Origin of the sequence: Haloferax sp. KTX1 (assembly GCF_902410085.1) — an archaeon.
Lineage (GTDB): Archaea > Halobacteriota > Halobacteria > Halobacteriales > Haloferacaceae > Haloferax > Haloferax massiliensis.
In genome coordinates, this window is record NZ_CABPRH010000001.1 from 400,276 (window position 1) to 421,625 (window position 21,350).

The 21,350-nt window shown below is 69.8% G+C and carries 23 protein-coding genes and 1 other RNA gene; 11 read left to right on the top strand and 13 right to left on the bottom strand.

Annotated features, from left to right (window positions below; genetic code table 11):
- Window positions 1–124 precede the first annotated feature (124 nt).
- The gene (locus FY251_RS02035; protein WP_148413233.1) at window positions 125–1,519 is read left to right on the top strand and encodes a sorbosone dehydrogenase family protein; all 1,395 of its coding nucleotides are present in this window, start codon (window positions 125–127) and stop codon (window positions 1,517–1,519) included.
- A gap of 30 nt (window positions 1,520–1,549) precedes the next feature.
- Here the strand turns inward: FY251_RS02035 and FY251_RS02040 are convergent, their stop codons facing one another.
- Window positions 1,550–2,548 carry a Gfo/Idh/MocA family protein gene (locus FY251_RS02040; protein ID WP_148413234.1) on the bottom strand — a complete coding sequence of 333 codons (999 nt, stop codon included), beginning with the start codon at window positions 2,546–2,548 and terminating at the stop codon, window positions 1,550–1,552.
- A gap of 79 nt (window positions 2,549–2,627) precedes the next feature.
- Here FY251_RS02040 and FY251_RS02045 point away from each other — a divergent pair, with 79 nt between their 5' ends.
- A complete protein-coding gene (locus FY251_RS02045; protein WP_089778615.1) occupies window positions 2,628–2,849 on the top strand; it encodes a hypothetical protein in 222 nt (73 codons plus the stop codon).
- Window positions 2,850–2,901: 52 nt separating this feature from the next.
- Window positions 2,902–3,924, top strand: a complete 1,023-nt coding sequence (locus FY251_RS02050) for an aldo/keto reductase (RefSeq protein ID WP_148413235.1) — start codon at window positions 2,902–2,904, stop codon at window positions 3,922–3,924.
- A 50-nt stretch (window positions 3,925–3,974) separates the two neighbouring features.
- Here the strand turns inward: FY251_RS02050 and FY251_RS02055 are convergent, their stop codons facing one another.
- From FY251_RS02055 to cyoE, 4 genes are read right to left on the bottom strand one after another with little or no spacing between them, the layout of a single operon-like run.
- Entirely contained in the window at window positions 3,975–4,379 is a 405-nt protein-coding gene (locus FY251_RS02055; protein ID WP_148413236.1) for a metal-dependent hydrolase, read from the bottom strand.
- An 11-nt stretch (window positions 4,380–4,390) separates the two neighbouring features.
- Window positions 4,391–4,624: a SelT/SelW/SelH family protein gene (locus tag FY251_RS02060; RefSeq protein ID WP_004971007.1), complete on the bottom strand. Its 234-nt coding sequence runs from the start codon at window positions 4,622–4,624 to the stop codon at window positions 4,391–4,393.
- Between the two features lie 59 nt (window positions 4,625–4,683).
- Window positions 4,684–5,340 carry a hypothetical protein gene (locus tag FY251_RS02065; protein ID WP_148413237.1) on the bottom strand — a complete coding sequence of 219 codons (657 nt, stop codon included), beginning with the start codon at window positions 5,338–5,340 and terminating at the stop codon, window positions 4,684–4,686.
- A 28-nt stretch (window positions 5,341–5,368) separates the two neighbouring features.
- The gene (gene cyoE, locus FY251_RS02070) at window positions 5,369–6,775 is read right to left on the bottom strand and encodes a heme o synthase (RefSeq protein WP_148413238.1); all 1,407 of its coding nucleotides are present in this window, start codon (window positions 6,773–6,775) and stop codon (window positions 5,369–5,371) included.
- A gap of 162 nt (window positions 6,776–6,937) precedes the next feature.
- Here cyoE and coxB point away from each other — a divergent pair, with 162 nt between their 5' ends.
- On the top strand, window positions 6,938–7,729 hold the full coding sequence (gene coxB, locus FY251_RS02075; RefSeq protein WP_148413239.1) for a cytochrome c oxidase subunit II: 792 nt from the start codon (window positions 6,938–6,940) through the stop codon (window positions 7,727–7,729).
- A gap of 114 nt (window positions 7,730–7,843) precedes the next feature.
- Here coxB and FY251_RS02080 read toward each other — a convergent pair whose 3' ends face one another.
- Together FY251_RS02080 and FY251_RS02085 are read right to left on the bottom strand one after the other, a co-directional pair.
- Complete coding sequence (locus FY251_RS02080; RefSeq protein WP_148413240.1) at window positions 7,844–8,272, bottom strand: adenylyltransferase/cytidyltransferase family protein; 429 nt, start codon at window positions 8,270–8,272, stop codon at window positions 7,844–7,846.
- Window positions 8,269–8,754, bottom strand: coding sequence for a Mov34/MPN/PAD-1 family protein (locus tag FY251_RS02085; protein ID WP_148413241.1), 486 nt, complete (start codon window positions 8,752–8,754; stop codon window positions 8,269–8,271). The genes FY251_RS02080 and FY251_RS02085 overlap by 4 nt, the downstream gene beginning before the upstream one ends.
- Window positions 8,755–8,856: 102 nt before the next feature.
- Here FY251_RS02085 and FY251_RS02090 point away from each other — a divergent pair, with 102 nt between their 5' ends.
- Together FY251_RS02090 and FY251_RS02095 are read left to right on the top strand one after the other, a co-directional pair.
- The gene (locus FY251_RS02090; protein WP_148413242.1) at window positions 8,857–9,711 is read left to right on the top strand and encodes a fructosamine kinase family protein; all 855 of its coding nucleotides are present in this window, start codon (window positions 8,857–8,859) and stop codon (window positions 9,709–9,711) included.
- Between the two features lie 105 nt (window positions 9,712–9,816).
- The gene (locus FY251_RS02095) at window positions 9,817–11,718 is read left to right on the top strand and encodes a DHH family phosphoesterase (RefSeq protein ID WP_148413243.1); all 1,902 of its coding nucleotides are present in this window, start codon (window positions 9,817–9,819) and stop codon (window positions 11,716–11,718) included.
- A gap of 30 nt (window positions 11,719–11,748) precedes the next feature.
- Here FY251_RS02095 and FY251_RS02100 read toward each other — a convergent pair whose 3' ends face one another.
- Window positions 11,749–13,443, bottom strand: coding sequence for a phosphatidylserine/phosphatidylglycerophosphate/cardiolipin synthase family protein (locus tag FY251_RS02100; protein ID WP_148413244.1), 1,695 nt, complete (start codon window positions 13,441–13,443; stop codon window positions 11,749–11,751).
- Window positions 13,444–13,569: 126 nt separating this feature from the next.
- Complete coding sequence (locus FY251_RS02105) at window positions 13,570–14,829, bottom strand: HEAT repeat domain-containing protein (RefSeq protein ID WP_148413245.1); 1,260 nt, start codon at window positions 14,827–14,829, stop codon at window positions 13,570–13,572.
- 118 nt (window positions 14,830–14,947) lie between these two features.
- Between FY251_RS02105 and FY251_RS02110 the strand changes: the two genes are divergently transcribed.
- The 3 genes from FY251_RS02110 to FY251_RS02120 all read left to right on the top strand — a co-directional run bounded on the left by FY251_RS02110 (window position 14,948) and on the right by FY251_RS02120 (window position 17,745).
- A complete protein-coding gene (locus tag FY251_RS02110; RefSeq protein ID WP_148413246.1) occupies window positions 14,948–15,712 on the top strand; it encodes a carbon-nitrogen hydrolase family protein in 765 nt (254 codons plus the stop codon).
- Between the two features lie 63 nt (window positions 15,713–15,775).
- Complete coding sequence (locus tag FY251_RS02115; RefSeq protein WP_148413247.1) at window positions 15,776–16,864, top strand: NADH:flavin oxidoreductase/NADH oxidase; 1,089 nt, start codon at window positions 15,776–15,778, stop codon at window positions 16,862–16,864.
- Between the two features lie 74 nt (window positions 16,865–16,938).
- Complete coding sequence (locus tag FY251_RS02120; protein ID WP_148413248.1) at window positions 16,939–17,745, top strand: hypothetical protein; 807 nt, start codon at window positions 16,939–16,941, stop codon at window positions 17,743–17,745.
- A 30-nt stretch (window positions 17,746–17,775) separates the two neighbouring features.
- Here the strand turns inward: FY251_RS02120 and FY251_RS02125 are convergent, their stop codons facing one another.
- The 3 genes from FY251_RS02125 to FY251_RS02135 are packed head-to-tail and all read right to left on the bottom strand — an operon-like array spanning window position 17,776 to window position 19,812.
- Window positions 17,776–18,243 (bottom strand): hypothetical protein, encoded by a 468-nt coding sequence (locus tag FY251_RS02125; protein ID WP_148413249.1) that lies wholly within the window; start codon window positions 18,241–18,243, stop codon window positions 17,776–17,778.
- A 40-nt stretch (window positions 18,244–18,283) separates the two neighbouring features.
- The gene (locus FY251_RS02130) at window positions 18,284–18,661 is read right to left on the bottom strand and encodes an OB-fold domain-containing protein (protein ID WP_148413250.1); all 378 of its coding nucleotides are present in this window, start codon (window positions 18,659–18,661) and stop codon (window positions 18,284–18,286) included.
- Window positions 18,661–19,812: a 3-ketoacyl-CoA thiolase gene (locus FY251_RS02135; RefSeq protein ID WP_089778585.1), complete on the bottom strand. Its 1,152-nt coding sequence runs from the start codon at window positions 19,810–19,812 to the stop codon at window positions 18,661–18,663. The genes FY251_RS02130 and FY251_RS02135 overlap by 1 nt, the downstream gene beginning before the upstream one ends.
- A 93-nt stretch (window positions 19,813–19,905) precedes the next feature.
- Here FY251_RS02135 and FY251_RS02140 point away from each other — a divergent pair, with 93 nt between their 5' ends.
- Window positions 19,906–20,319 (top strand): hypothetical protein, encoded by a 414-nt coding sequence (locus FY251_RS02140; protein ID WP_148413251.1) that lies wholly within the window; start codon window positions 19,906–19,908, stop codon window positions 20,317–20,319.
- A gap of 121 nt (window positions 20,320–20,440) precedes the next feature.
- An RNA gene (ffs, locus tag FY251_RS02145) (signal recognition particle sRNA) lies at window positions 20,441–20,752 on the top strand.
- 177 nt (window positions 20,753–20,929) lie between these two features.
- Here the strand turns inward: ffs and tatA are convergent.
- Complete coding sequence (gene tatA / locus FY251_RS02150) at window positions 20,930–21,208, bottom strand: twin-arginine translocase TatA/TatE family subunit (RefSeq protein WP_148413252.1); 279 nt, start codon at window positions 21,206–21,208, stop codon at window positions 20,930–20,932.
- Between the last annotated feature and the right edge of the window lie 142 nt (window positions 21,209–21,350).

Below are 21,350 nucleotides of genomic sequence, written 5' to 3' on the forward strand. Positions count from 1 at the left end.
TGTCGAGTGGTAAGCGGTTCGGAATCGCCGCTCGGTTCGAGTCGCGGCGCGGGCGGGAGCGCGAGAACGCATAGCCCGCTCAACCGTAGCAAGCCTTACTCCGGTCGCGCCGCACTTGGTTGACATGAACGGTTCCCGACGCGACTTCCTCGCCGCGACCGGCGCGACCCTCCTCGGCGGCCTCGCGGGCTGTGCGAGCGCCCCGACCGATGACGACGCTGGCGGAACGACTGATAGCGACGCGACGGCCGACGAGACCGACGGCTCGACCGCGACCGGAGACGGCGGGTCAGACGACTCCCTCGCGGGCCTCGAAGTCGCCTACGAGACGGTGGCGACCGGGTTCGCCTCGCCGGTCGACGTGGCCATCCCCGAGGCGTTCGGCGGGAGCCGACGGTTCGTCGTCGACCAGCCCGGTCGGATGTGGCTCCACGACGACGCGGGACTGCAAAGCGAACCCTATCTCGACATCACCGACCGCGTCGTCGACGTCGGCGGCTACGACGAACGCGGCTTCCTCGGGGTCGCCTTCCACCCCGAGTTCGCCGACAACGGGCGACTCTACCTCCGGTACAGCGCTCCGCGACGGCCGGGGACGCCCTCGAACTACAGCCACACGTTCGTCCTGAGCGAACTGACGGTCGACCCCGAGGCGACGACCGTCTCGGCCGACTCCGAGCGGACGTTGCTCGAACTCCCCGAACCCCAGTCGAACCACAACGCCGGGGCCGTCGCGTTCGGCCCGGACGGCTACCTCTACGTCGCCACGGGCGACGGGGGCGGCGCGAACGACGAGGGCCGCGGCCACGTCGACGACTGGTACGACGCCGTTTCGGGCGGCAACGGGCAGGACGTGACCGAGAACCTCCTCGGGAGCGTCCTCCGCATCGACGTGGACTCGACCGGCGGCGTCTCCGGCGACGACGACCGACCCTACGGCGTTCCGGAGGACAACCCGCTCGTCGGCTCCGACGGCCGCGACGAGCAGTACGCGTGGGGCTTCAGAAACCCGTGGCGGCTCTCGTTCGACGGCGAGGACTGCTACGTCGCCGACGTGGGACAGGGCGCGTGGGAGGAGGTGAACCGCTTGGAGCGCGGCGGCAACTACGGCTGGAACGTCCGCGAGGGCGCACACTGCTTCCGCGCGGACGACTGCCCGACCGAGACGCCCGACGGCGCGCCGCTCATCGACCCGGTGCTGGAGTACCCTCACAGCGGGGACGGGCCGTCCGGGGTGGCCGTCATCGGCGGCCACGTCTACCGCGGCGAGTCGATTCCGGCGCTGTCGGGCGCGTACGTCTTCGCCGACTGGCAGTCCGGCGGTCGACTGTTCGCCGCCCGCCCGAGCGAGTCGCGGCCGTGGGACATCGCGGAGATTCCCGTGGCGGACCGCGACGACGGCGGGACGAACGTCCTCGCGTTCGGCCGCGCCCCCGACGGCGAACTGTACGTCTGCACCAGCGACCGGGGGGTCGTGACCGGCTCGTCGGGCACGCTGAACCGGCTCACCGGCGTTTAACGACCCGAGTCGAGAAATCACACTCCGCGCTCAGGCGTCGCCGTCGACGTTGACCCGCCTGCCCGTCGTCGCCGACTCGTAGGCCGCCTCGGTCAGCGCGGTCACTCGGAGGGCGTCCTCGGCCGGGATGGCGAGGTCGGCCTCGTCGCGGGCGGCGTCCACGAAGTTCCGGAGTTTCTTCCGGGTCAGGTCCTCGAAGTCGGGCGTCGGCGGCGTCGCGGTGTAGGTCGTCCCGCCCTCCGTCACCTCGATGGTCTCGCCGTCGAAGGCGACCATCCCCTCGGTGCCGATGACGCGGAGCGACTCGCCGGGATCGGGGACGCTCTGCCCGTCGCCGGAGACGCCGACGCTCGCGGTGAGGCGGTCGCCGTCGCGGTCGAGGACGACCGCGAGCGCCGAGTTCACGTCCACGTCGTGACCGCGGTGGTCGACCGCCGCGGCGACCGTCACCGGCTTCGAGCGCGTCACCCAGAGCATCGCGTCGAGGAGGTGCGACCCCGAGTCGTACAGTTGGCCGCCGCCCGACAGCGCGGGGTCGCCGCGCCACTCGTCTTTCGTCCAGCGAATCCACTCCTGTTCGAGGTGGCAGACCACCATGTGCGGGTCGCCGATGCGGCCGCTGTCGACGACGCGCCGCAGTTCGTGAAACCGCGGGTCGAAGTGGCGCTGGTAGCCGACCGCGAGGGTGAGGCCGCGGTCCTCGGCGCGGTCGACGAGCGCCCGCGCGCCGCCGAGGTCCGTCACCATCGGCTTTTCGAGGTGGACGTGGAGGTCGGCGTCGAGCGCCGCGAGCGCCTGATCGAAGTGCTTCGCGTGCGGCGAGGCGATGGTCACCGCGTCGAGGAACTCGGCGTCCAGCAGTTCCTCGGTCGTCACGTAGGTCGGCACGTCGAACTCGTCACCGAACCGCTCGCGAACCTCGTCTGCGGGGTCGACGCCGGCGACGACGCGGACCCCCTCCAGTTCGTTGAGGAGGCGGCACTCCAGCGCGCCGAGGCTTCCGAGGCCGATACCTGCGACTCTGAACATGCCGTATCAGTCGCGCGGAAGCCGCAAAAGCGTGCGGGCGAGTCGCAAGCGATTACGGGGTGGCCCGTGTGAGTCGGGCATGGACGACGCAGTCCTCCAGCGGTTCGCCGTCGTACTCGCGTTAGTTGGTGCGGCGCTCCACGCCACGTCGCTCGCCGAGAATCCGTCGCAGGGGTTCGTCACTGTTGGGTTCGCGGTGCTCCTCCTCGCACTCGCGCTCGGCGGCGGGCCGGTCGCGCGCGACCTGTTCGAGGCGGACACGGCCCCCGCCGAATCGCCCGACGCCGACGAACAAAGCTGAATCCCTCGCCGCTACTCGCACCCTTTAGTCGCCGGCCGTCGTGACATCGACCATGAGCCTCGACTATCGACGACTCGGGTCGACCGGCACCCGCGTCTCGGAACTGTGCTTCGGCACGTGGCGATTCGGTCGAAAGAGCAGCGGCGTCCTGGAGACCGACGAGGAGGAGGCCCACGAACTCCTCGACGCGTTCGAGGAGCGCGGCGGGAACTTCATCGACACCGCCAACGTCTACGGGAATCCGAACGGGACCTCGGAGGAGTACATCGGCAACTGGCTGGCCGAGCGCGACCGCGAGGACTACGTGCTCGCCTCGAAGGTGTACTTCCCGTTCGACGAGGACAACCCCAACGGCCGCGGGCTCTCGCGGACCCACATCCGCAACCAGATCGAGGGGACGCTCGACCGCCTCGACACCGATTACCTCGACCTCTACTACATCCACCGCTGGGACGAGGAGACGCCCATCGAGGAGACGCTGCAGGCGCTCAACGGCCTCGTCGAGGAGGGGAAGGTCAACTACCTCGGCGCGTCCACGATGGCCTCGTGGCAGCTCACGAAGGCGCTGTGGAAGTCCGACGTCAACGACTACGCCCGCTTCGACGTGACCCAGCCGCTGTTCCACGCCGGCTACTACGAGGACGTGAAAGACTACCTCGACGTCTGCGGCGACCAGGACATCGCGATCTGTCCGTACTCGCCGCTCGCGGGCGGCTTCCTCACCGGGAAGTACGAGCGGACCGACTCCGACGACCCGGCTGAGTACGTCGCGCCCGACGGCGCGCGCGGGTCGTTCGACGAGCGCTTCGACCGGTTCTACGTCTCCGAGCGCGGCTGGAAGGTGCTCGACGAGATTCGCGCCGTCGCCGACGAGGTCGACGCCAGCCCCGCGCAGGTCGCGCTCCGCTGGCTGATGGACTACCCCGAGGCGACGGTCGTCCCCATCGTCGGCGCGCGGACGACCGACCAGCTCGACGAGAACGTCGGCGCGGCCGACGTGGACATCTCGACCGACCAGTGGGAGCGCATCACGAACGCCCGCTACGACGAAGACGGCAAGCGCTGGGGCCACTGAACGGCCGTCAGCAACGCTCGCAACCGCCGACCGTACGATTCCAGCTTTTTTCACGCGATGCCGAGGTCTCGCAGGAAGTCGCAGACGACGTGGACGTAGAGCACGACCGCGAGGAACGCCGCGAGCGACCCGAGTCCCGAGAGCGCGAGCGCGCCGACCGCGACGCCGCCGACGAGGTGGTGGCTCAGGAGTCGCTTGCGGTCGAACTCGGTGTCGAACTCCTCGAACACCCGCTCTTGGTCGAGGAGGCCGACCCGCGGGTTCGTCACCGCGAGCCGCAGGTTCGCCCAGTCGCCGCGCTGGACGCGGGCGATGACGAAGTGGTCGAGGTCGACGAAGACGCTCACGAGGACCGCACCGGCGACGAGAAGCGGCAGGCTCCCCGGCGGGTCCACGGCGAGCGCGGCGACCGTCCCGGCGACCGCGCCGACGACGGCGTGTTCGAGTGACTTCACGGCTCGCCCGGTCAGCCGACGTGCGGGCGGACCCGCCGGAGCACGAGGTCCGGGTCGAACTCGTCTTCCGACTTGTCCCAGACGCGCTCGCCGTCGACGGTGACGGTGAGCACGCCGTGGTCGCCCGTGACCAGCGCCACGCGGTCGAGTCGCTCGCCGAACTGTTCGAGCAGCGCGTGCTGGAGCTGTTCGGCGCGGTCGAGGAAGCCGCAGGGGACGCAGTACTCGATTTCGACCTCGGTCATGGCCGGACGTTCACGCCGAGCGGGTAAAAGCGAGGGGGCGTCGCGGGCGCGGAACTCCGCTACTTCCCGAAGCCGGGCCGCCACCGGAGGAGCACCACGGTGACGAGAAAGACCAGCGTCGAGAGGTCGTACGAGAGCGTCGTCACGGTCGCCGCGACCGCGGTTCCGCCGCCGAAGACGGTCGTGGCGACCGACGCGAGGACGGGCCACGAACACGAGACGCAGGAAAAGAGGCCGACGACGCCGGAGACGGCCGCGCCCGCCGCCTCGACGACCGTGTCGTAGACGAGGAACGCGAGCGCCGCGTAGCCGACCACGCGCGCCGGCATGAGGACGAGGTTGAACAGGTCGCCGCCGTAGACGAGCGCCGGCCCCCACCCCGGCGGGAGGAAGGCGACGCGGACGCCGCTCGTGCCCCCCGGCACGGGCGAGGTGACGAGCCCGCCGGCGACCGCGAGGAGCGCGAAGTAGCCGACCGCGACGGCGGCCGCCTTGCGCTTCGTCGCGGGCGAGGCGGGCGCGACGTCGGTGTCGAACATGACCCAGAGGCCGACGACGACCCACGCGACGCCGTAGACGGCGTAGCGCGGCGCGCCGACGCTCGCCTCGGTGAAAAGCAGGTAGACGAACGCCAGAATCAGCGTCGTGTTCACGGCGAAGGCGGCGCGGAGCAGACTGTCCCGCGAGGGGCGGGGAAGTGCGGATGCGGTTGCCATGTGTTTGGGTGGTGTCGCAGTCGGGTTCTCAGATGGCGAGCGTGTCGACGACGATGGCGAGGAGTAACATCCCGAGGTAGGCGTTCGAGGCGTGGAACGCCCGGAAGGCGGCGGTGTCGTCGCGCTCGTAGTGCAGGCGCACGACGAAGTAGAGGAACGCGCCGCCGAAGAGGATGCTCGTCACGAGGTAGACGACCCCGAGGGCGTCCATGACCGCGAGGCCGGCGGCGGCGACGAGCGTCGCGCCGAGCCACCAGAGGATGTGCTTTCGCGTCTCGGTCTCGCCGCGGACGACGGGCATCATCGGGAAGCCGCCGCGGGCGTAGTCGTCCTTGTAGGCCAGCGCGAGGTTGTAGAAGTGCGCGGGCGTCCACATGAAGATGACTACGGCGAGGACGACCCCGCCGAGGCCGACGTCGCCGGTGACGGCGACCCAGCCGATGAGCGCCGGGAGCGCGCCGGCCGCGCCGCCGATAACGGTGTTTTGGACCGTGTTGGGCTTCAGAATAAGCGTGTAGACCACGCTGTAGAAGGCGATGGCGACGACGCCGAGGACGGCCGCGAGCCAGTTGACCGACGCGAACAGCGCCACCGACGCGACCGTCAGGAGCAGGCCGAACGCGACGGCGTTGCGGACGGGGACGAGGTCGACCGCGAGCGGCCGGTCGCTCGTCCGTTGCATCCGGCGGTCCACGTCGCGTTCGAGGACGTGGTTGAACGTGCCGGACGCGCCGATAGAGAGGACGCCCCCGCCGAGGGTCGCCGCGATGACCTCGGGCGTGAGGCCGGGCGAGACGGTGCCGGCGAGCGCCATCGCCGCCGACGCGACGAGACAGAGGAGCCACATCAGCCGCGGCTTCATGAGCCGGAAGTACGCGTTGACCGTCGCCTTCGCGCGGGCGACCGGCTCGGTCGGGACGGGCGGTCGTTCGCCGTCGTCGGCCGGGGGGCTCATCGACGGGGTGCCGACCGGCGCGTCGTCGGGGTCGCCGGTGGCCGCTTCGAGCGTCCACGCGAGCGCGACGACGAGGCCGCCGAAGATGACCATTCCGAGGACCAAGTGGAGCGTCGACAGCACGGCTCCGACGCCGACGGTGGCGACGACCGCGCCGAGACCGGCCTGCGCGGGATAGAGCACCGCCGACGCGGTGACGGTCGCTCGCACCCGGCGAGACGTGTCGGTCCGCCACGCCGAGACGAGCGTGGCGGCCGTGAGGAGGCCGACGAGCACGGCCGCGACGCGGTGGCCGAGGGCGACCCAGCCGTCGAGCGTCGCGGGGAGCGAAAGGCCGTCGCCGCACGCGGGCCACGCGCTGCACGCGGCGGTCGCGTCCGTGAGCGCGGTCGTCGCGCCGACGATGAGCAGGAGATAGACGCCCATCGCGGTCGCGGCGAGCAGGCCGTGGAACGTGTTCGAATCGCGCGTCGTGGCCACGAAGTTCACCTACGGACGTGTTGGACCGTCCCGTATTTAGGACCCGCGCTTTTCGGCCCCGCGTTCGAGCGTCGCTCCCCGCGATATGGCGGGGAGGGGTTGATAAACGGCGGGCCGAGAGTCGGTACGCATTTATGCGGTTGTTCCTAACTCTCGCTCAGCATGAGAAAGACGCGTTTCGCGCTCGCGTCCCTGCTCGCGACGGCCGTGATGGCGCTCGTTGCCACCCCCGCCGCCGCGCAGGCGTCTGCCACGTCGGAACTCATCAACCAGCTGAACGGGGAGCTGCTGTACGTCGCTATCCCGATCACCGTGCTGGTGGAGGTCATCCTCCTCTACACCGTCATCAAGTTCCGCAACAGCGAGCGCGCACTGCCGACCAAGGAGAACCGCCGGCTCGAAATCACGTGGACCATCGCGACAGCGATTATCCTGCTTTTCGTCGGCGTCGCCTCCTACGGCGTGCTGGCCGACGAGAACGTCACGCACCAGGGCAACGATATCGCCATGGACGACGACCCGGTCGTCGTCACGGCGGAGGCCTACCAGTGGGGCTGGAACATGTACTACCCCGAGGAAGGTAACTTCTCGTCGGGCAACGAGATCGTCATCCCCGCGGACCGCCCCGTCTACTTCCAGGTCACCTCAACGGACGTGATACACGGATTCCACGTCCCCGAACTCGCGCTCAAGCAGGACGCGATGCCGGGGTCGACGAACACCATCAAGACCGTCGCCTACGAGGAAGGCACCTACCAGGGCTACTGTACCGAGTACTGCGGCGTCGCGCACTCCCAGATGTACTTCACCGTCGAAGTCGTCTCGCAGGAAGAGTACCAGAACTGGCTCGACGAACAGCAGTCGGCCAACAGCGAGTCGTCGTCTTCGTCCTCGAACTCCACCGCGACGAACAGCACTTCGGAGAACTCCACCGCGACGAACTCCACGCAGTAACGCATCCCTTCTCTTTCGACGCTCGCCGCCGAGTGACGACGCTCGCGATCGTCGCGGTCGGCCGTCGGAAAATCAAACCAGTCGGCGGTCCGAGTCGTCTTCCGGGACGAGCGCTCAGCAGCGCCGCTCGACGATGCGGTCGATGATGCGACCCGTCGAGAGCAGTTCGTCGTCGTGACGTTGCTCGCGCGGCGTCGCGCGAGTGACCTCGCAGTCGATGCCGCGGGCGTCGAGCGCGGCTTCGATTCCCTCCTCGTCGTGGTGTTGGTCGTAGCCGAGGACGATGACGTCGGGGTCGATGTTCTCGATGGGGACGAAGATGTCTTCGGGGTGGCCGAGGTGCGCCTCGTCGACCACGTCGAGCGCGGCGACCATGTCGCGGCGCTGGCGGTCGTCGAGAATCGGTTTCGGCTTGTGCGTCACGTTCTCGCCGCGGGCGATGATGACGTGGAGTTCGTCGCCGAGCGACGCGGCGTCCGAGAGGTAGTGGACGTGGCCGGGGTGGAGGATGTCGAAGGTGCCCTGCGCGATGACCCGCCTCATCGGTCCAACTCCGCGTCGATGTCGTCCTGCGTGAAGTCGAAGAACGATTCGGGGTCGGGGAGGTCGACGTCGAGCACGTCGAGGTCGCGGACCTCGCCGGACTGGTCGAACGCCTCCCAGTCGTCGGGGCCGTAGGGCTTGCCGATGATGATGTGGACCCGACCGCTCCCGAAGGTGTCGAGGTCGGCGTCGCTCGGGCGGAGGACGCCGTTGGGGTGCGAGTGAATCGACCCGACGGCGCGGAAGTCGTTCGGAACGAGGTCGGTCCTGACGGTCGCGCTGACCGGGTCCGACACGGTCCCCGGGATGATGAGCACGTCCGTCACGACGTAGCCGTCGCGGTCGACGCCGACCCGGCGGGCCTCCTCGCCGCGGAGGAGCCCCATGTACTCGTTCGGATGCGTCTCCGCAGAGGCTTCGAGCGCGAAGTCGAGGGCGTCAGCGGCGATGCCGACGACCTCCCGCGACCGGAAGAGTCGCATACCGAACCGTCCGCGGGCGCTCCATCTAAGGGTTCCGGAACGCCGAGTCGGTCGCCGGAACGGAACCGTCATACTGAGGTCGGCGGTCGCCCGAACTTGGGTGTGACGCTCGATTCCGACCTCGCGGCCCGCGTGACGGACGCGCTCGCCGCCGACGCGCCGCCGACCGCGACGACCGAACTCGACGGCGGACACGTCGGCCGCGTCTACCGCCTCGACTTCGACGGGCGCGACCCCGTCGTCGCCAAGGTGGGCGACACGCCGCTCGACGTGGAGGCCGCGATGCTCGACTCGCTCGGGGCGGCCGGTCTCCCGGTCCCCGCGGTCCACCACGCCGCCGCCGACCTGCTCGTCCTCGACTACGTCGACGGCGCGTCCGAGTTGACCCCCGCCGCCGAGCGCGACCTCGCCGCCCACCTCGCCGCGCTCCACGAGACGACCGCCCCGGCGTTCGGCTTCGCCTACGACACGCTCTCTGGCCCGTACCGACAGCCGAACCCGTGGACCGACTCGTGGGTCGCGTTCTTCCGCGACCAGCGCCTCCTGCCGTGGGCCGACGCGGCGCGCGACGCCGGCTTACCGGCCGCGACCGCCGAGCGAATCGAGTCGGTCGCGGCCGACCTCGACAGCCTCCTCGTCGAGCCGGCGGCCCCGCGACTCGTCCACGGCGACGTGTGGGGCGCGAACCTCCGCGTCCGCGACGACCGCGTCGTCGCCTTCCTCGACCCGGCGTGTTACTACGGCCACCCCGAGGTCGAACTGGCCTACATCGACTGGTTCGACGCCGCGGGCGACGCCTTCTTCGACGCCTACGACGAGCGCCGACCCATCGCCCACGGCTTCTTCGAGGCGCGGTCGCCCGTCTACGCGCTGTTCCCGCTCCTCGAACACGTCCGCGTCTTCGGGGTCGACTACGTCCCGTCGGTCGAAGCCGCGCTTGACGAACTGGGCTACTGACGCCCCGACCCACGAAGTTTTCGGGTCGCCCCGGGTCGTGCGAACCGGCCGCGCACGCGAGATGCTTTTGTAAAGCTTAACACTACCCCCTGACCTAGCGGGACTATGAGCGACGAGCACGCCGGGGATTCCGGCGACGACTCGCGTCCGAATTCGGACGCGCGACCTATCGTCTACGATCTCGCACCGAACTGTACCGCCGACGACGTCGAGACCGACGCCTACTACCACGCCGTCGTCAACGGCGTCGTCGAGTACGGCATCTTCGTCGACGTCTCCGACTCCGTCTCCGGACTCATCCACGAGTCCAACCTCTCGGCCGACTACGAGGTCGGCGACCGACTGGTCGTCCGCCTCGAATCCGTCCGCGAGAACGGCGACATCGCGTTCGCCGAGGACACGCCGGACGACTACCGCACCCTGACCGTCGACCACGAGCCGACCATCACGCCTATCTCCAGTCTCTCGGTCGGCGAGTCGGTCACCGTCGAGGGCGTCGTCACGCAGATCAAACAGACCGGCGGCCCGACCGTCTTCCGCATCGCCGACGACTCCGGCATCGTCGCCGCCGCCGCCTTCGAGGAGGCCGGCGTCCGCGCGTTCCCCGAAGTCGACCTCGACGACGTGGTCCGCATGGCCGGCACCGTCGAAGACCACGAGGGGACCCGACAGCTCGAAGTCGACGGCCTCACTATCCTCGACGATGAGACCGCGGCCGACGCCCGCCAGCGCATCGACGCCGCGCTCGACGACCGCGCCGAGCCGGAGCCGGTCGAACCGCTCGTGGAGTGGGCGGCGTTCGAGAAGCTCCGTGACGACCTCGAAGACGTGGCGCGCCTGCTCCGCCGGACGGTCCTCGAAGGCCGCCCGATTCGCGTCCGCCACCACGCCGACGGCGACGGCATGTGCGCGTCCGTCCCGGTCCAACTGGCCCTCGAACGGCTCATCACCGAGGTCCACGACGACCCCGACGCGCCGCGACACCTGTTCAAGCGCCTGCCGAGCAAGGCCCCGTTCTACGAGATGGAGGACGTGACCCGCGACCTGAACTTCGCGCTCGAAGGGCGCGCCCGCCACGGCCAGCGGCTCCCCTTCCTGCTCATGCTCGACAACGGGTCGACCGAGGAGGACGTGCCCGCCTACGAGAACCTCGCGCACTACGACGTGCCCATCGCGGTCGTCGACCACCACCATCCCGACCCCGAGGCGGTCAACCACCTCCTCGACGCGCACGTCAACCCGTACCTCCACGACGAGGACTACCGCATCACGACCGGCATGATGTGCGTCGAACTCGCGCGGATGATTCACCCCGACGTGACCGACGAACTGCGTCACGTCCCCGCCGTCGCCGGGCTGTCTGACCGCTCGAAGGCGGAGGTCATGGACAACTACATCGCGCTCGCCGAAGACGAGGGCTACGACCGCGAACAGCTCCTCGACGTGGGCGAGGCGCTCGACTACGCCGCCCACTGGCTGCGCTACAACGACGGCGCGTCCATCGTCAACGACGTGCTCAACGTCGGCTGCGACGACGAGGAGCGACACCGCGAACTCGTCGAGTTCCTCTCGACGCGCGCCGAGCGCGACGTCGACCGCCAGCTCGAAGCGGCCGAGCCGCACCTCGAACACGAGCGCCTCGACAGCGGGGCCAACCTCTACCGAATCGACCTCGACAAGTGGGCCCACCGCTTTACCTACCCCGCGCCGGGCAAGACCACGGGCAAGCTCCACGACCGCAAGGTCCAGGAGACGGGCGAGCCGGTCATCACCATCGGCTACGGTCCCGACTTCGCCGTCCTCCGCTCCGACGGCGTCCGCCTCGACATCCCGCGGATGGTCGCCGAACTGAACGAGGAGGTCGTCGGCGGCGGCGTCTCCGGCGGCGGCCACCTCGTCGTCGGCTCCATCAAGTTCGTCAGCGGCATGCGCGAGGAGGTCATCGACAGCCTCGTCGAGAAGATGGCCGAAGCCGACATCGACGAAGAGCTGTCGACCACGGCGTAAGCCGGCGTTCGACGCACGGACTGCGACCGCTTATTTTTCGAACTCCAGTCGCCTGAGCGCCGCGAGTCCGACGACGACCGCGAGGGCGGCCGCGGCGACGAGGCCCGTCTTCGGCTCCGCCCCGCGCCCGCTGGCCCGCCAGTCCGCCGCGAACGCCTCGCGGAAGTACGCCGCGGCGGCCGGGTCAGACAGCGCGAGCACGACTTCGCGGTTCTCGCGGGCCGAGTGCCGGTTCCAGTTGAGACTGCCGACGAGCGCGGTGTCGTCGGCGACGACGCCCTTCGCGTGAACCGCGCCGTACCGACCGCCGGGGCGCGAGAGCCGAACCGAGAGCGGATTTCCAGTCTCGTCGGCCCACTCGTTCAGCCGGTCGGCGAGCGCGCGGTTTTCCTCCTCGTCGTACCACGCGCTCCCGAGGAGGAGTCGGACGCGGACGCCGCGGTCGGCGGCGCGCTTGAGCGCGCGGACGAACGGGCCGTCGGCCTCGACGGTCGGCTGTAGCACGTCGATTCGGCTCTCGGCGGCGTCGAGTCGAGAGACGACCGCGGACTCGGCGTTGTCGGGCGCGCGGATGACGGCGACGCGGTCGACCCGAACCGACTCGGGCGCGACGCGCGACGGATACGAGCCGTTGGCCGATTCGGTGCGGACGAACGACCGGCCGACGCGGTACGTCTCCCACGGAGCGGTCTCGGGGAGACTCGCGTCGTCTTCGAACGTGGCCGCGAGGTCGGCCGCGACGGCCGGCGAGCGCGCGACGACGCCCCAACCGCGGCTCTTTCGCCCGCCTGTTCCGGCGGGCTTCCAGTTTTCGGTCATCACGAGCGCCGCGTCGTCGACGACGGCGTACTTCGGGTGGTGAAACGAGTGCGGGTCGCCGACGACGCGGACCGACACGCCGGCGTCGACGAGGCGGTCGAGGACGCGCGCGGACCGCCGCGGGAAGCCGCCGACCGGGTTGTCTTCGACCAGTACCGAGACGGCGACGCCGCGCTCTCGGGCGGCGACGAGTTCGTCCGCGACGCGCTCGGAGGAGACGACGTAGCCGGCGAGCAGAATCCGTTCATCGGCCGATTTGAGCGCCGAAATCGGCCGGTCCGGCGAGTCGGGGAGCACGAACAGCGTCGCGTTCGCGGGGCCGTGGGTCGTGACGTTCCGTCGGGGAAGCGCCCGCGGCCACCACGACCACGCGCCGTCTCGTCGTTCGAGGAGCGCGCCCTCGCGGCTCCGGTCGTAGCTGAGGCGGTCGGCGACGACGCCGGTTCCGCCCTCGTTGCCGTCGCTACTGACGACGCGGAGCGTGACCGTCTCGCCGCCGTTCGCGAGGTCGAGACCGGGCGCGACGACGGGGCGGTCGGTCAGGTTCGCCGTCGCGTCGGGGTCGGCGGCGACGGCGACCGCCCCGCCGGGCGCGACGAACGAGACGGTCTCCTCGCCGTCGGACAGCGAGAGGTCGGTTCCCGCGGGCGCGGCGACGGTGACGAACTCGCCGCGGTCGTCGGGCGTCGCCGGGTCGGGGAGCGCGGCGACGATTCGCGGATCGCCCGATGCCGATAGGTCGGCGGTGGGGGTGGTGGCCGCGGTGGCCGCGGTGGTGGCGGTGGCCGATTCGGTCGCGTTCTCCGACCCCGGCGCGGCCGCTATCGGCGCGGGGACGACGGCCGCGGCCGCGAGCAGGACGACGAGCGAGGCGGCGAACGCGGCGGTGAGTGGCCGGCGGGACACACTCCGCGGTGGTCGCGTTCGCCTACAAAAACGTTCGCGACCGGGGACTCAGCGCGGGTGACTGCGGGAGAAATAGAACTAAGGGAGACCGCAGAACCGCCGGGGTGCCGCGTCGGTCGCGCGGCCTCAGACGGTCGCTTCGGCCTCGACGTCGTCGCCGAGGAACTCGGTGGCGAGTTCGGCCTCGCGCTGGACGAGGAACGAGCGGTCGTCTGCGTAGCCGGCGGCCGCTTCGAGCGCGTCTTCGGTGCCGATCTGCCGGAGCGCCCACGCGGCGCTGGCGCGGACGGAGTCGACGTCGTCGTCGGCGACGACGTCCGAGAGCGGTTCGACGGCGCGGGTGTCGCCGATGAGGCCGAGCGCGCGCGCGGCGGCCGAGCGGACGTTGTCGTTCTCGGTGACGAGCTTGTTCGCGATGGGCTGGGTCGCCTCCTCGGAGCCGATTTCGCCGAGCGCCTTGAACACGACCTTCTGGAGCGCGGGGTCGCTGTCGGTGTCGACGTAGTCGACGAGCATCTCGACGCCCTCCTCGGCGGCCATCTTGCCGATGGCCTTGATGACGCCCTTGTCGCGGCGCTTGGCCTGCCCCTCGATGGTCTCGTAGGCGCGGTCGTCGTTCATCCGCGTGAACGCCTCGATGCAGTACTCCTGCATGAAGTCGGACTGGAAGCTCTCGAAGGCGAGGGCGATCATCTCGACGTTGCCGCGCTTCTCGTGTTCCTTCAGCGCCGACAGCTCCGGCGGGAAGTCCTTGTAGTGGCCGAGCACGTCGTAGAAGCCCTGTACCTGGAGTTGCTCGCGCGTTTCGAGGTCGTCCCACTCTTGGGCGTCGTCGAGGCCGTCAGCGAGGCCGTCTGTGACCTCGATGAGATCCGCGATGGTTTCCGCGTCCTCGTCGGCGTCGAGGTCGGCCGCTTCGATGGCCGAGACAGCGTCGTCGACGGCGGCGGTGAGCGCGTCCTCGTCGTCGCCGTCGACCGAGACGCTCGCGTCGAGCACGCCGTTGAACTCGTCGGCGAACGTCTCGACCGCGGCGACGATTTCGCCTTCGCCCTGCTCGGTCCACCGGGTGTCCGCGATGGTGGACTTGGCTTCGTCGAGCGTCTCGACGGCGTCTTCGGCGTAGGGACCGCGCTGGGATTCGAGGTCGTCGCGCAGGTCCGACAGGCGCGATTCGAGTTCCTCGGCGGGGTCCTCTTCGTCTTCGTCGTCCGGTTCGGGCAGGTCCGCGGCCTCCACGTCGGCCTCGATGTCGTCGAGCGTGGCCTCGACCTCGTCGAGGTCGGCTTCGGTCTCGGCCGCCTCCAGAGCCTCCTCGGCCTCGGTCAGGCGCTCGTCGAAGCTCTCGGGCGAGAGTTCTGTCGTGTCGTCGTCCCCGTCACTCATATGCCGGAAGTCCGTTCGACTGTGAAAAGAGCGTTTCCCTTCGCTTCGCGTCTCGGACCGGGACCGACCGTCGATTCCATCCGGGTCACTTTTTCGCGGCCCGTCCGTCCCTCCGAGCGTGACCGGTCCCACTATCGCCGTCCCGCAGCGCGCCGCGTTCGACCTCGACCCGGCGCGAAACGAGACAGACGTGCGCGCCCGCGCCGCCGACCTCCCCGAGTCGGTCGACATCGCGCTGTTCTCCGAGTACGCGCTCACGGGGTTCGTCGCCGACAACCGCGCCTTCAGCGGTGCAATCTCGCGGGAGCGCGCGACCGACTTCCTCGCCTCCGTCGCCGCGCAAAACGAGTTCGACGTGCTCGCGGGCTACCTCGAACGCGACGGCGAGACGCTCTACAACGCGGCCGCCTACGTCCGGCCCGACGGCTCGGCGACCGTCTACCGCAAGCGACACCTCTGGGGCGGCGAGTCCGCGGTCGTCACGCCGGGCGACGAACTCGTCGTCGCGGACACGCCCGCCGGCCGGACGGGACTCCTCACCTGCTACGACCTGAACTTCGTCGGCGACAGCGCCGCGCTGACCGACGAGCGAATCGACGCCCTGTTCGTCGTCGGCGCGTGGCCCGCCGCCCACTCGACGAACTGGCGACTGCTCTGTCGCGCCCGCGCCCTCGACGGGGTCCGGTGGCTCGTCGGCGCGAACCGGACGGGGAGCGGGTCGATTTCGGGGACCGCGGGCACGGAGTACGCGGGTCGCTCGCTCGTCGTTCGGCCCGACGGCGTCGTCGCGGCGGCGCTGAACCGCGGCGAGCGCGACCTCGTCTGGACGCTCGACCGCGACCTGCTCGCCGAACAGCGCGCGTTCGTCGGCTCGGTCGAGTAGCCGAAACCGGACTGCATCACCGGAACCGAGGGGGGTTTTTCCGACCCCGCCCAATCGAGGGCGATGACGGACACGCTCTTTACGCCGCTTTCGCTCCGCGAGACGGAGGTCCGAAACCGAATCATGGTCTCGCCGATGTGCCAGTACTCCTCGACCGACGGGTTCGCCGACGACTGGCATCTCGTCCACCTCGGCAGCCGCGCCGTCGGCGGCGCGGGCATCGTGATGTCCGAGGCGACGGCAGTTTCCCCCGAGGGGCGCATCACGCCGAACGACCTCGGCATCTGGTCGGACGACCACGTCGAGAAGCTCCGGCAGATAACCTCGTTCGTCTCGTCGATGGGGAGCGCGCCGGCCATCCAACTCGCCCACGCGGGCCGGAAGGCGAGCAAGACCCGACCGTGGGAGGGAAGCGAGCCGGTCGCGCCCGAAGACGGCGGGTGGACCACCGTCGCACCCAGCGATCTGCCGTGGCCCTACGAGGGCGAGGCCCCGCCGCTCCGGAAGCTCTCGACCGACGGTATCGCGGGCGTCGTCGACGACTTCCGCGCGGCGGCCGAGCGCGCCCTCGACGCCGGCTTCGAAATCGCAGAGGTCCACGCGGCCCACGGCTACCTCCTCCACGAGTTCCTCTCGCCGGTCACGAACCGCCGCGACGACGAGTACGGCGGCTCGTTCGAGAACCGGACGCGACTCGTCCGCGAGGTCACGGAAGCGGTCCGCGAGGTCTGGCCCGACGACAAGCCCGTGTTCGTCCGCATCTCCGCGACCGACTGGCTGGACGACCGCGAGTCGTGGGACGTCGAGCAGTCGGCCCGCCTCGCGGCCGACCTCGACGACCTCGGCGTCGACCTCGTCGACGTGAGTTCCGGCGGCATCCACCCCGACCAGCGGATTCCGAACACCGGCCCCGGCTATCAGATACCCTTCGCGGAGGTCATCCGCGAGGAGACCGACGCGATGGTCGGCGCGGTCGGCGGCATCCGAACCGCGCGCCACGCCGACGAGGTCGTTCGAAACGGCCGGGCCGACCTCGCCATCGTCGGCCGCGAGCACCTCTACGACCCGTACTTCGGGCTCCACGCCGCAGACGAACTCGACGCAGACGCGGAGTGGCCGCCGCAGTACCAGCGCGCCGTCCCGCGGCGGTAAGCGAGCGACTCTCGAAACGCCCTCCACGCTTCGCCCCTCGAACGCTTATCCCCGCGGCGGCCCAACCGTGGCCCATGAGCGACCGACGACGCGACGACGACATCCTCGACTTGCTCGACGAACTCGGGGACACGCTCGACGAACTCGGCGCGGAACTCCGCGAGGAGCGCGACCGCAACCGGGGCCGCGGCCGCGACCGACGCGTCACCGGCGACGACCGGTTTCGGCCCCCGCGTCCGCCGACGTTCGGCGAGGTCCTGCGGTTCACCGAGTCGTACACAATCCCGACGGTCATCGCCGTCCTCGAAGCGACTATCGCCTCTCTCGAACTGCTCCGCCGCCTCATGCGGCTTTCCGACCCCGGCCGCGCGATGGAAGACGCCCGAGGCGAGACGGAGTCCCGGATGCGAAACGTCCCGAAGAGCGCCGTCTCCGGCGTCGACCGCGCCCTCGACGAACTCAGAAACGCGCTCTCGGAGGCAGACCTGCCCTCGAACCCCGAGGCTCGGGACGTGATGGACCGCGCCCGCTCGTTGGCCGACGAACTCGACGCGCGAATCACCGAGGCCGAACGCGAGCGGACCTCCCGCGAGCGTCGCTGGCGCGAGGAGGAACGCACGTTCGAATCCGAGTGGCAACGGCGCGACGACGCTCGGCGGTCCCGCGACGAAACGCCCTCCCGCGACCCCGAACCGGTCGGCACGGGGCCGGTCCGAATCGACGTGACCGAGGAGGCCGACCCGGACGGCGACGACGGCGGGAGCGACGAGCCGACCGTCGACGTCGACGCCGAACTGGCGTCGATTAAGCGCGAAGTGAAAGGCGACGACGAAGACGACGGGACCGGCACGGACGCGGGCGACGAACCGAGCGACCGCTAAGCGCGGCACCCCCCGAGTTCTGCGTTCGACTCAGCGCGTCGGTCGCACGGCCACGCGGACCACGTCGCCGACCCACGCCGCAAGCGCGAGGAGCGCGACCCCCGCGCCGCCGGCCACGAGCACGGGCGTGACCTGCACGCCGTTGGCGAGGACCGAGAGCGCGAACAACAGAGAGATGACGCCCACGAGCGCCAGCGCCGACGCCGCCCCGAGTCGCCACCACGCGAGGTCGGTCGCCTTCGAGTTCTCGCGGACGGTCCGCGCAATCGCGGCTCCGACGACGCCGAGCCCGACGAGATAGGCGGCGAACAGCACGTCGTAGCCCGCGCCCGCGGAGCCGAACGCGACTTCGAGGGCGTCGAAGCCGACGATGAGCAGGTACGTCGGCAGTTGGAACGGTTGGAACTGGACGCCGTAGCCGAGGCCGTACACCCCGGCCAGCACCGCCGTGGCGACCGCCGCGTCGCGCGCGAAGGAGACGCCGCTGGTGCGGTTCATACCCGAGAGAGAAGGTGTAGTTACATCAACACTCGCCCGCTCAGAGCGGTTCGAAGCGGTAGCCGTCCCACTCCTGACTCGCGGGTTCGCGGATGCCGGCGCCGGGTTCGCGGAGTTCCTCGCAGTAGACCGGGCGGACCTCGTCGCCGATGTCGACCTCGTCTTCGCCCGTGACCTGCCCGATTGCGCGGACGGGTTCGCTGTCCACGTCGAACTCGACGATGGCGAGCGTGTTGGGCTGTCGGACGCCCGGCGGCGTCGCCGTCGATTTCGTCCACGTCAGCACCGTCGCCGTGTAGTCGCTGAGGTCGACCGTGCCGACCGGCTCCTCGCCGCCGGGGCCGACCGGGTGGCCGGGGTAGGTGATGCTCCCGTCGGGGTAGCGGTACGCCTCCATCGCGGGTTCGTCGTCGGACATTATCGGGACTCCATGATGGTCGTGGTCACGCAGTTACCGAAGCCGCCGACGTTGCACGCGAGGCCCACGTCGGCGTCGACCTGCCGCTTGCCTGCGTCACCGATGAGCTGTTTGTAAATCTCGTACACCTGCGCGACGCCCGACGCGCCGAGGGGGTGGCCCTTCGACTTCAGGCCGCCGGACGTGTTGATGGGGAGGTCGCCGTCGCGGTCGGTGACGCCCTCGTCGACGGCCTTCCAGCCCTCGCCCTTCTCGAAGAAGCCGAGGTCCTCCGACTGGAGGAATTCGAGGATGGTGAACATGTCGTGGAGTTCGGCCACGTCGACGTCGTCGGGTTCGAGGTCGGCCATCTCGTAGGCGATTTCCGAGGAGTTGACGACGCCGCCCATCGTGGTCGGGTCGGCGCGCTCGTGGACGACGTGGGTGTCGGTCGCGCCGCCGATACCGGAGATGACGGCGTAGTCGTCGGTGTACTCGCGGGCGACCGACTCGGGACAGAAGACGAGCGCCGCCGAGCCGTCGGTGATGGGACAGAAGTCGTAGAGGCGAAGCGGGTCGGCGACGACCGGCGAGTCGAGGACGGTGTCGAGGTCGACCTCCTTGCGGAACTGGGCGTGGGGGTTGTCGACGCCGTTTTTGTGGTTCTTGACGGCGACCTTTCCGAGCGACTCCCGCGGGGCGTCGTAGGTGTCGAGGTAGAGCCGGGCGGTCAGCCCCGCGAAGGAGGGGAGCGTCACGCCGTGTTTGTACTCCACCGGGTGCGTCAGCGAGGCGATGACGTCGGTCGCCTCGGCCGTCGAGCGGTGGGTCATCTTCTCGCCGCCGACGAGCATCGTCATGTCGGACGCGCCGGAGGCGACCGACTGCCACGCGGCGTAGACGCCCGCGCCGCCGGACGAGGAGGTCTGGTCGATTCGGGCGGTGTAGGCGGGCATCGCCGCGAGGTCGTGGGCGAGGGCGTTCGGCACGCCCGTCTGGCCCTCGAACTCGCCGCTCGCCATGTTCGAGACGTAGAGGTGCTCGATTTCGTCGGGCGAGACGTCGGCGTCCGCGAGCGCGGCCTGCCCCGCCTCCGCGAGCAGTTCGCGAATCCACGCGTCCCGCTGCCCGAACTGGGTCATCGATGCACCGATAATCGCTACGCGGTCCATACGCGCACGTCGTCGCAGCGCGATTTAAAACCGGGCAATCCCTCGCCGGCACGTCTCAAACCGTTTATCAGTCGGTCGCCCGAACGACCGGCCATGGACGCCGAACGCCTCGCGCCGACGGTCGGAATCGTCGGCGCGCTGCTGCTCGCACTCGCCATCGCGATTCCCGCCGTCACCGTCGAGGCCGGGGACGGACAGGTGGCCGCCTACTACGCCGCGGGCCCGGTCGGCATCTCGTTCGTCGGGATGCTCGCACTGCTCGAAACCGTCGTCTTCCTCTCGGGCAGACAGGGGCGGACCGACCCGGCGACGGCCGCCGGACTCGCCTTCGTGCTCTCGCTTTCGATGCTCGGCGTCGCCGCGCTGTGGTCGCTCTCCATCGACCCGACGCTCCTGTTTAGCTTCGACCGGCAGTACTCGTGGCTCACCTATCACCGTTGGTCGGTCGTGGCCGCCGCGTTCGTCACCTTCGTCGGCGGCGCGTGGTACGCACGCGGCGTGTTGTAAACCGACCCACGGAACGGACGCCGACTTCTCGCGGGCGCGTCGCGTCGAACCACCCCGACGGTGTCCCCCGATTTTCCCGCCTCCGAGTCGAAAGGCCCTTAACAGTCGGTGGACAATGAGGGAGTGGACTAGGTCGGGCAGTTAGGCCCTGCTCTCCACCCGCGAAATAGGTCTTCAGCGGGGACCGAACACGGGCGCGTCCGGTCAGACCGGCGCGGGCCCCGGAAGCCAACGTAGAAACCTCGTCCTTCGGGGACAGCGGTTCCGCGTACCCCTTCCGCAGGGAAGGGTTCGCGCGGTTCATCGGTGGTACCCCGCCAGGCGCGGAAGCGAGCAGCGGACCATCGGACGTGCGTCGCTCGAGGGATCGCGGGGTGGAGGAGGCAACCGGGATTCCCCACGTCGGAACGCCGGGCAACCTCGCTGTCCACCCATTCATACTTCATTCGGTTACTCGCCGACCGGCCGGTCTCTCGGTCGCGAGTCACGCGCCGCGTCTCGGGACTCCCGCGCCGGTCGTTCTCCGCCCCGCACGACTGCCGAGCACCGACTGTCGGCACTCGTCGAACCTGAGATACCGCACAAGGGGGCTGTGTCCCCGGAGAGACGCTTACTGTCTGTTCTCGGGTTCCGTCTCGGTCGCGTCGGCCTCGTCTGCCTCGGTCTCGGTCTCGTCGTCGTCATCGTCGTCGCTCTCGCCCTCTGCGCCCTTCTTCAGTTCCTCTTCGATTTCCTCGCGGCCGCGGCGGAACTCGCCCATCGCCTGCCCCGACGACCGGGCCAGTTGGGGGAGTTTGTTCGCGCCGAACAGGAGGACGATGATGAGCAGGACGATGAGCAGTTCTGGGCCGCCCGGCAGTCCGGGGAACAGCGGAATGGAATCCAGCATTACGTTCGGTTACGTTCGGGAGGAAGATAAGAGAGACGGTCCGAGTCGGCGACCCGAACTCGCCGCAGTCCGCGTGTTTCGGCGATATATCGGCGGTCACGCGCCACAGTGCGGTACGAGCGCCGCGGTCGACGCATCGGTC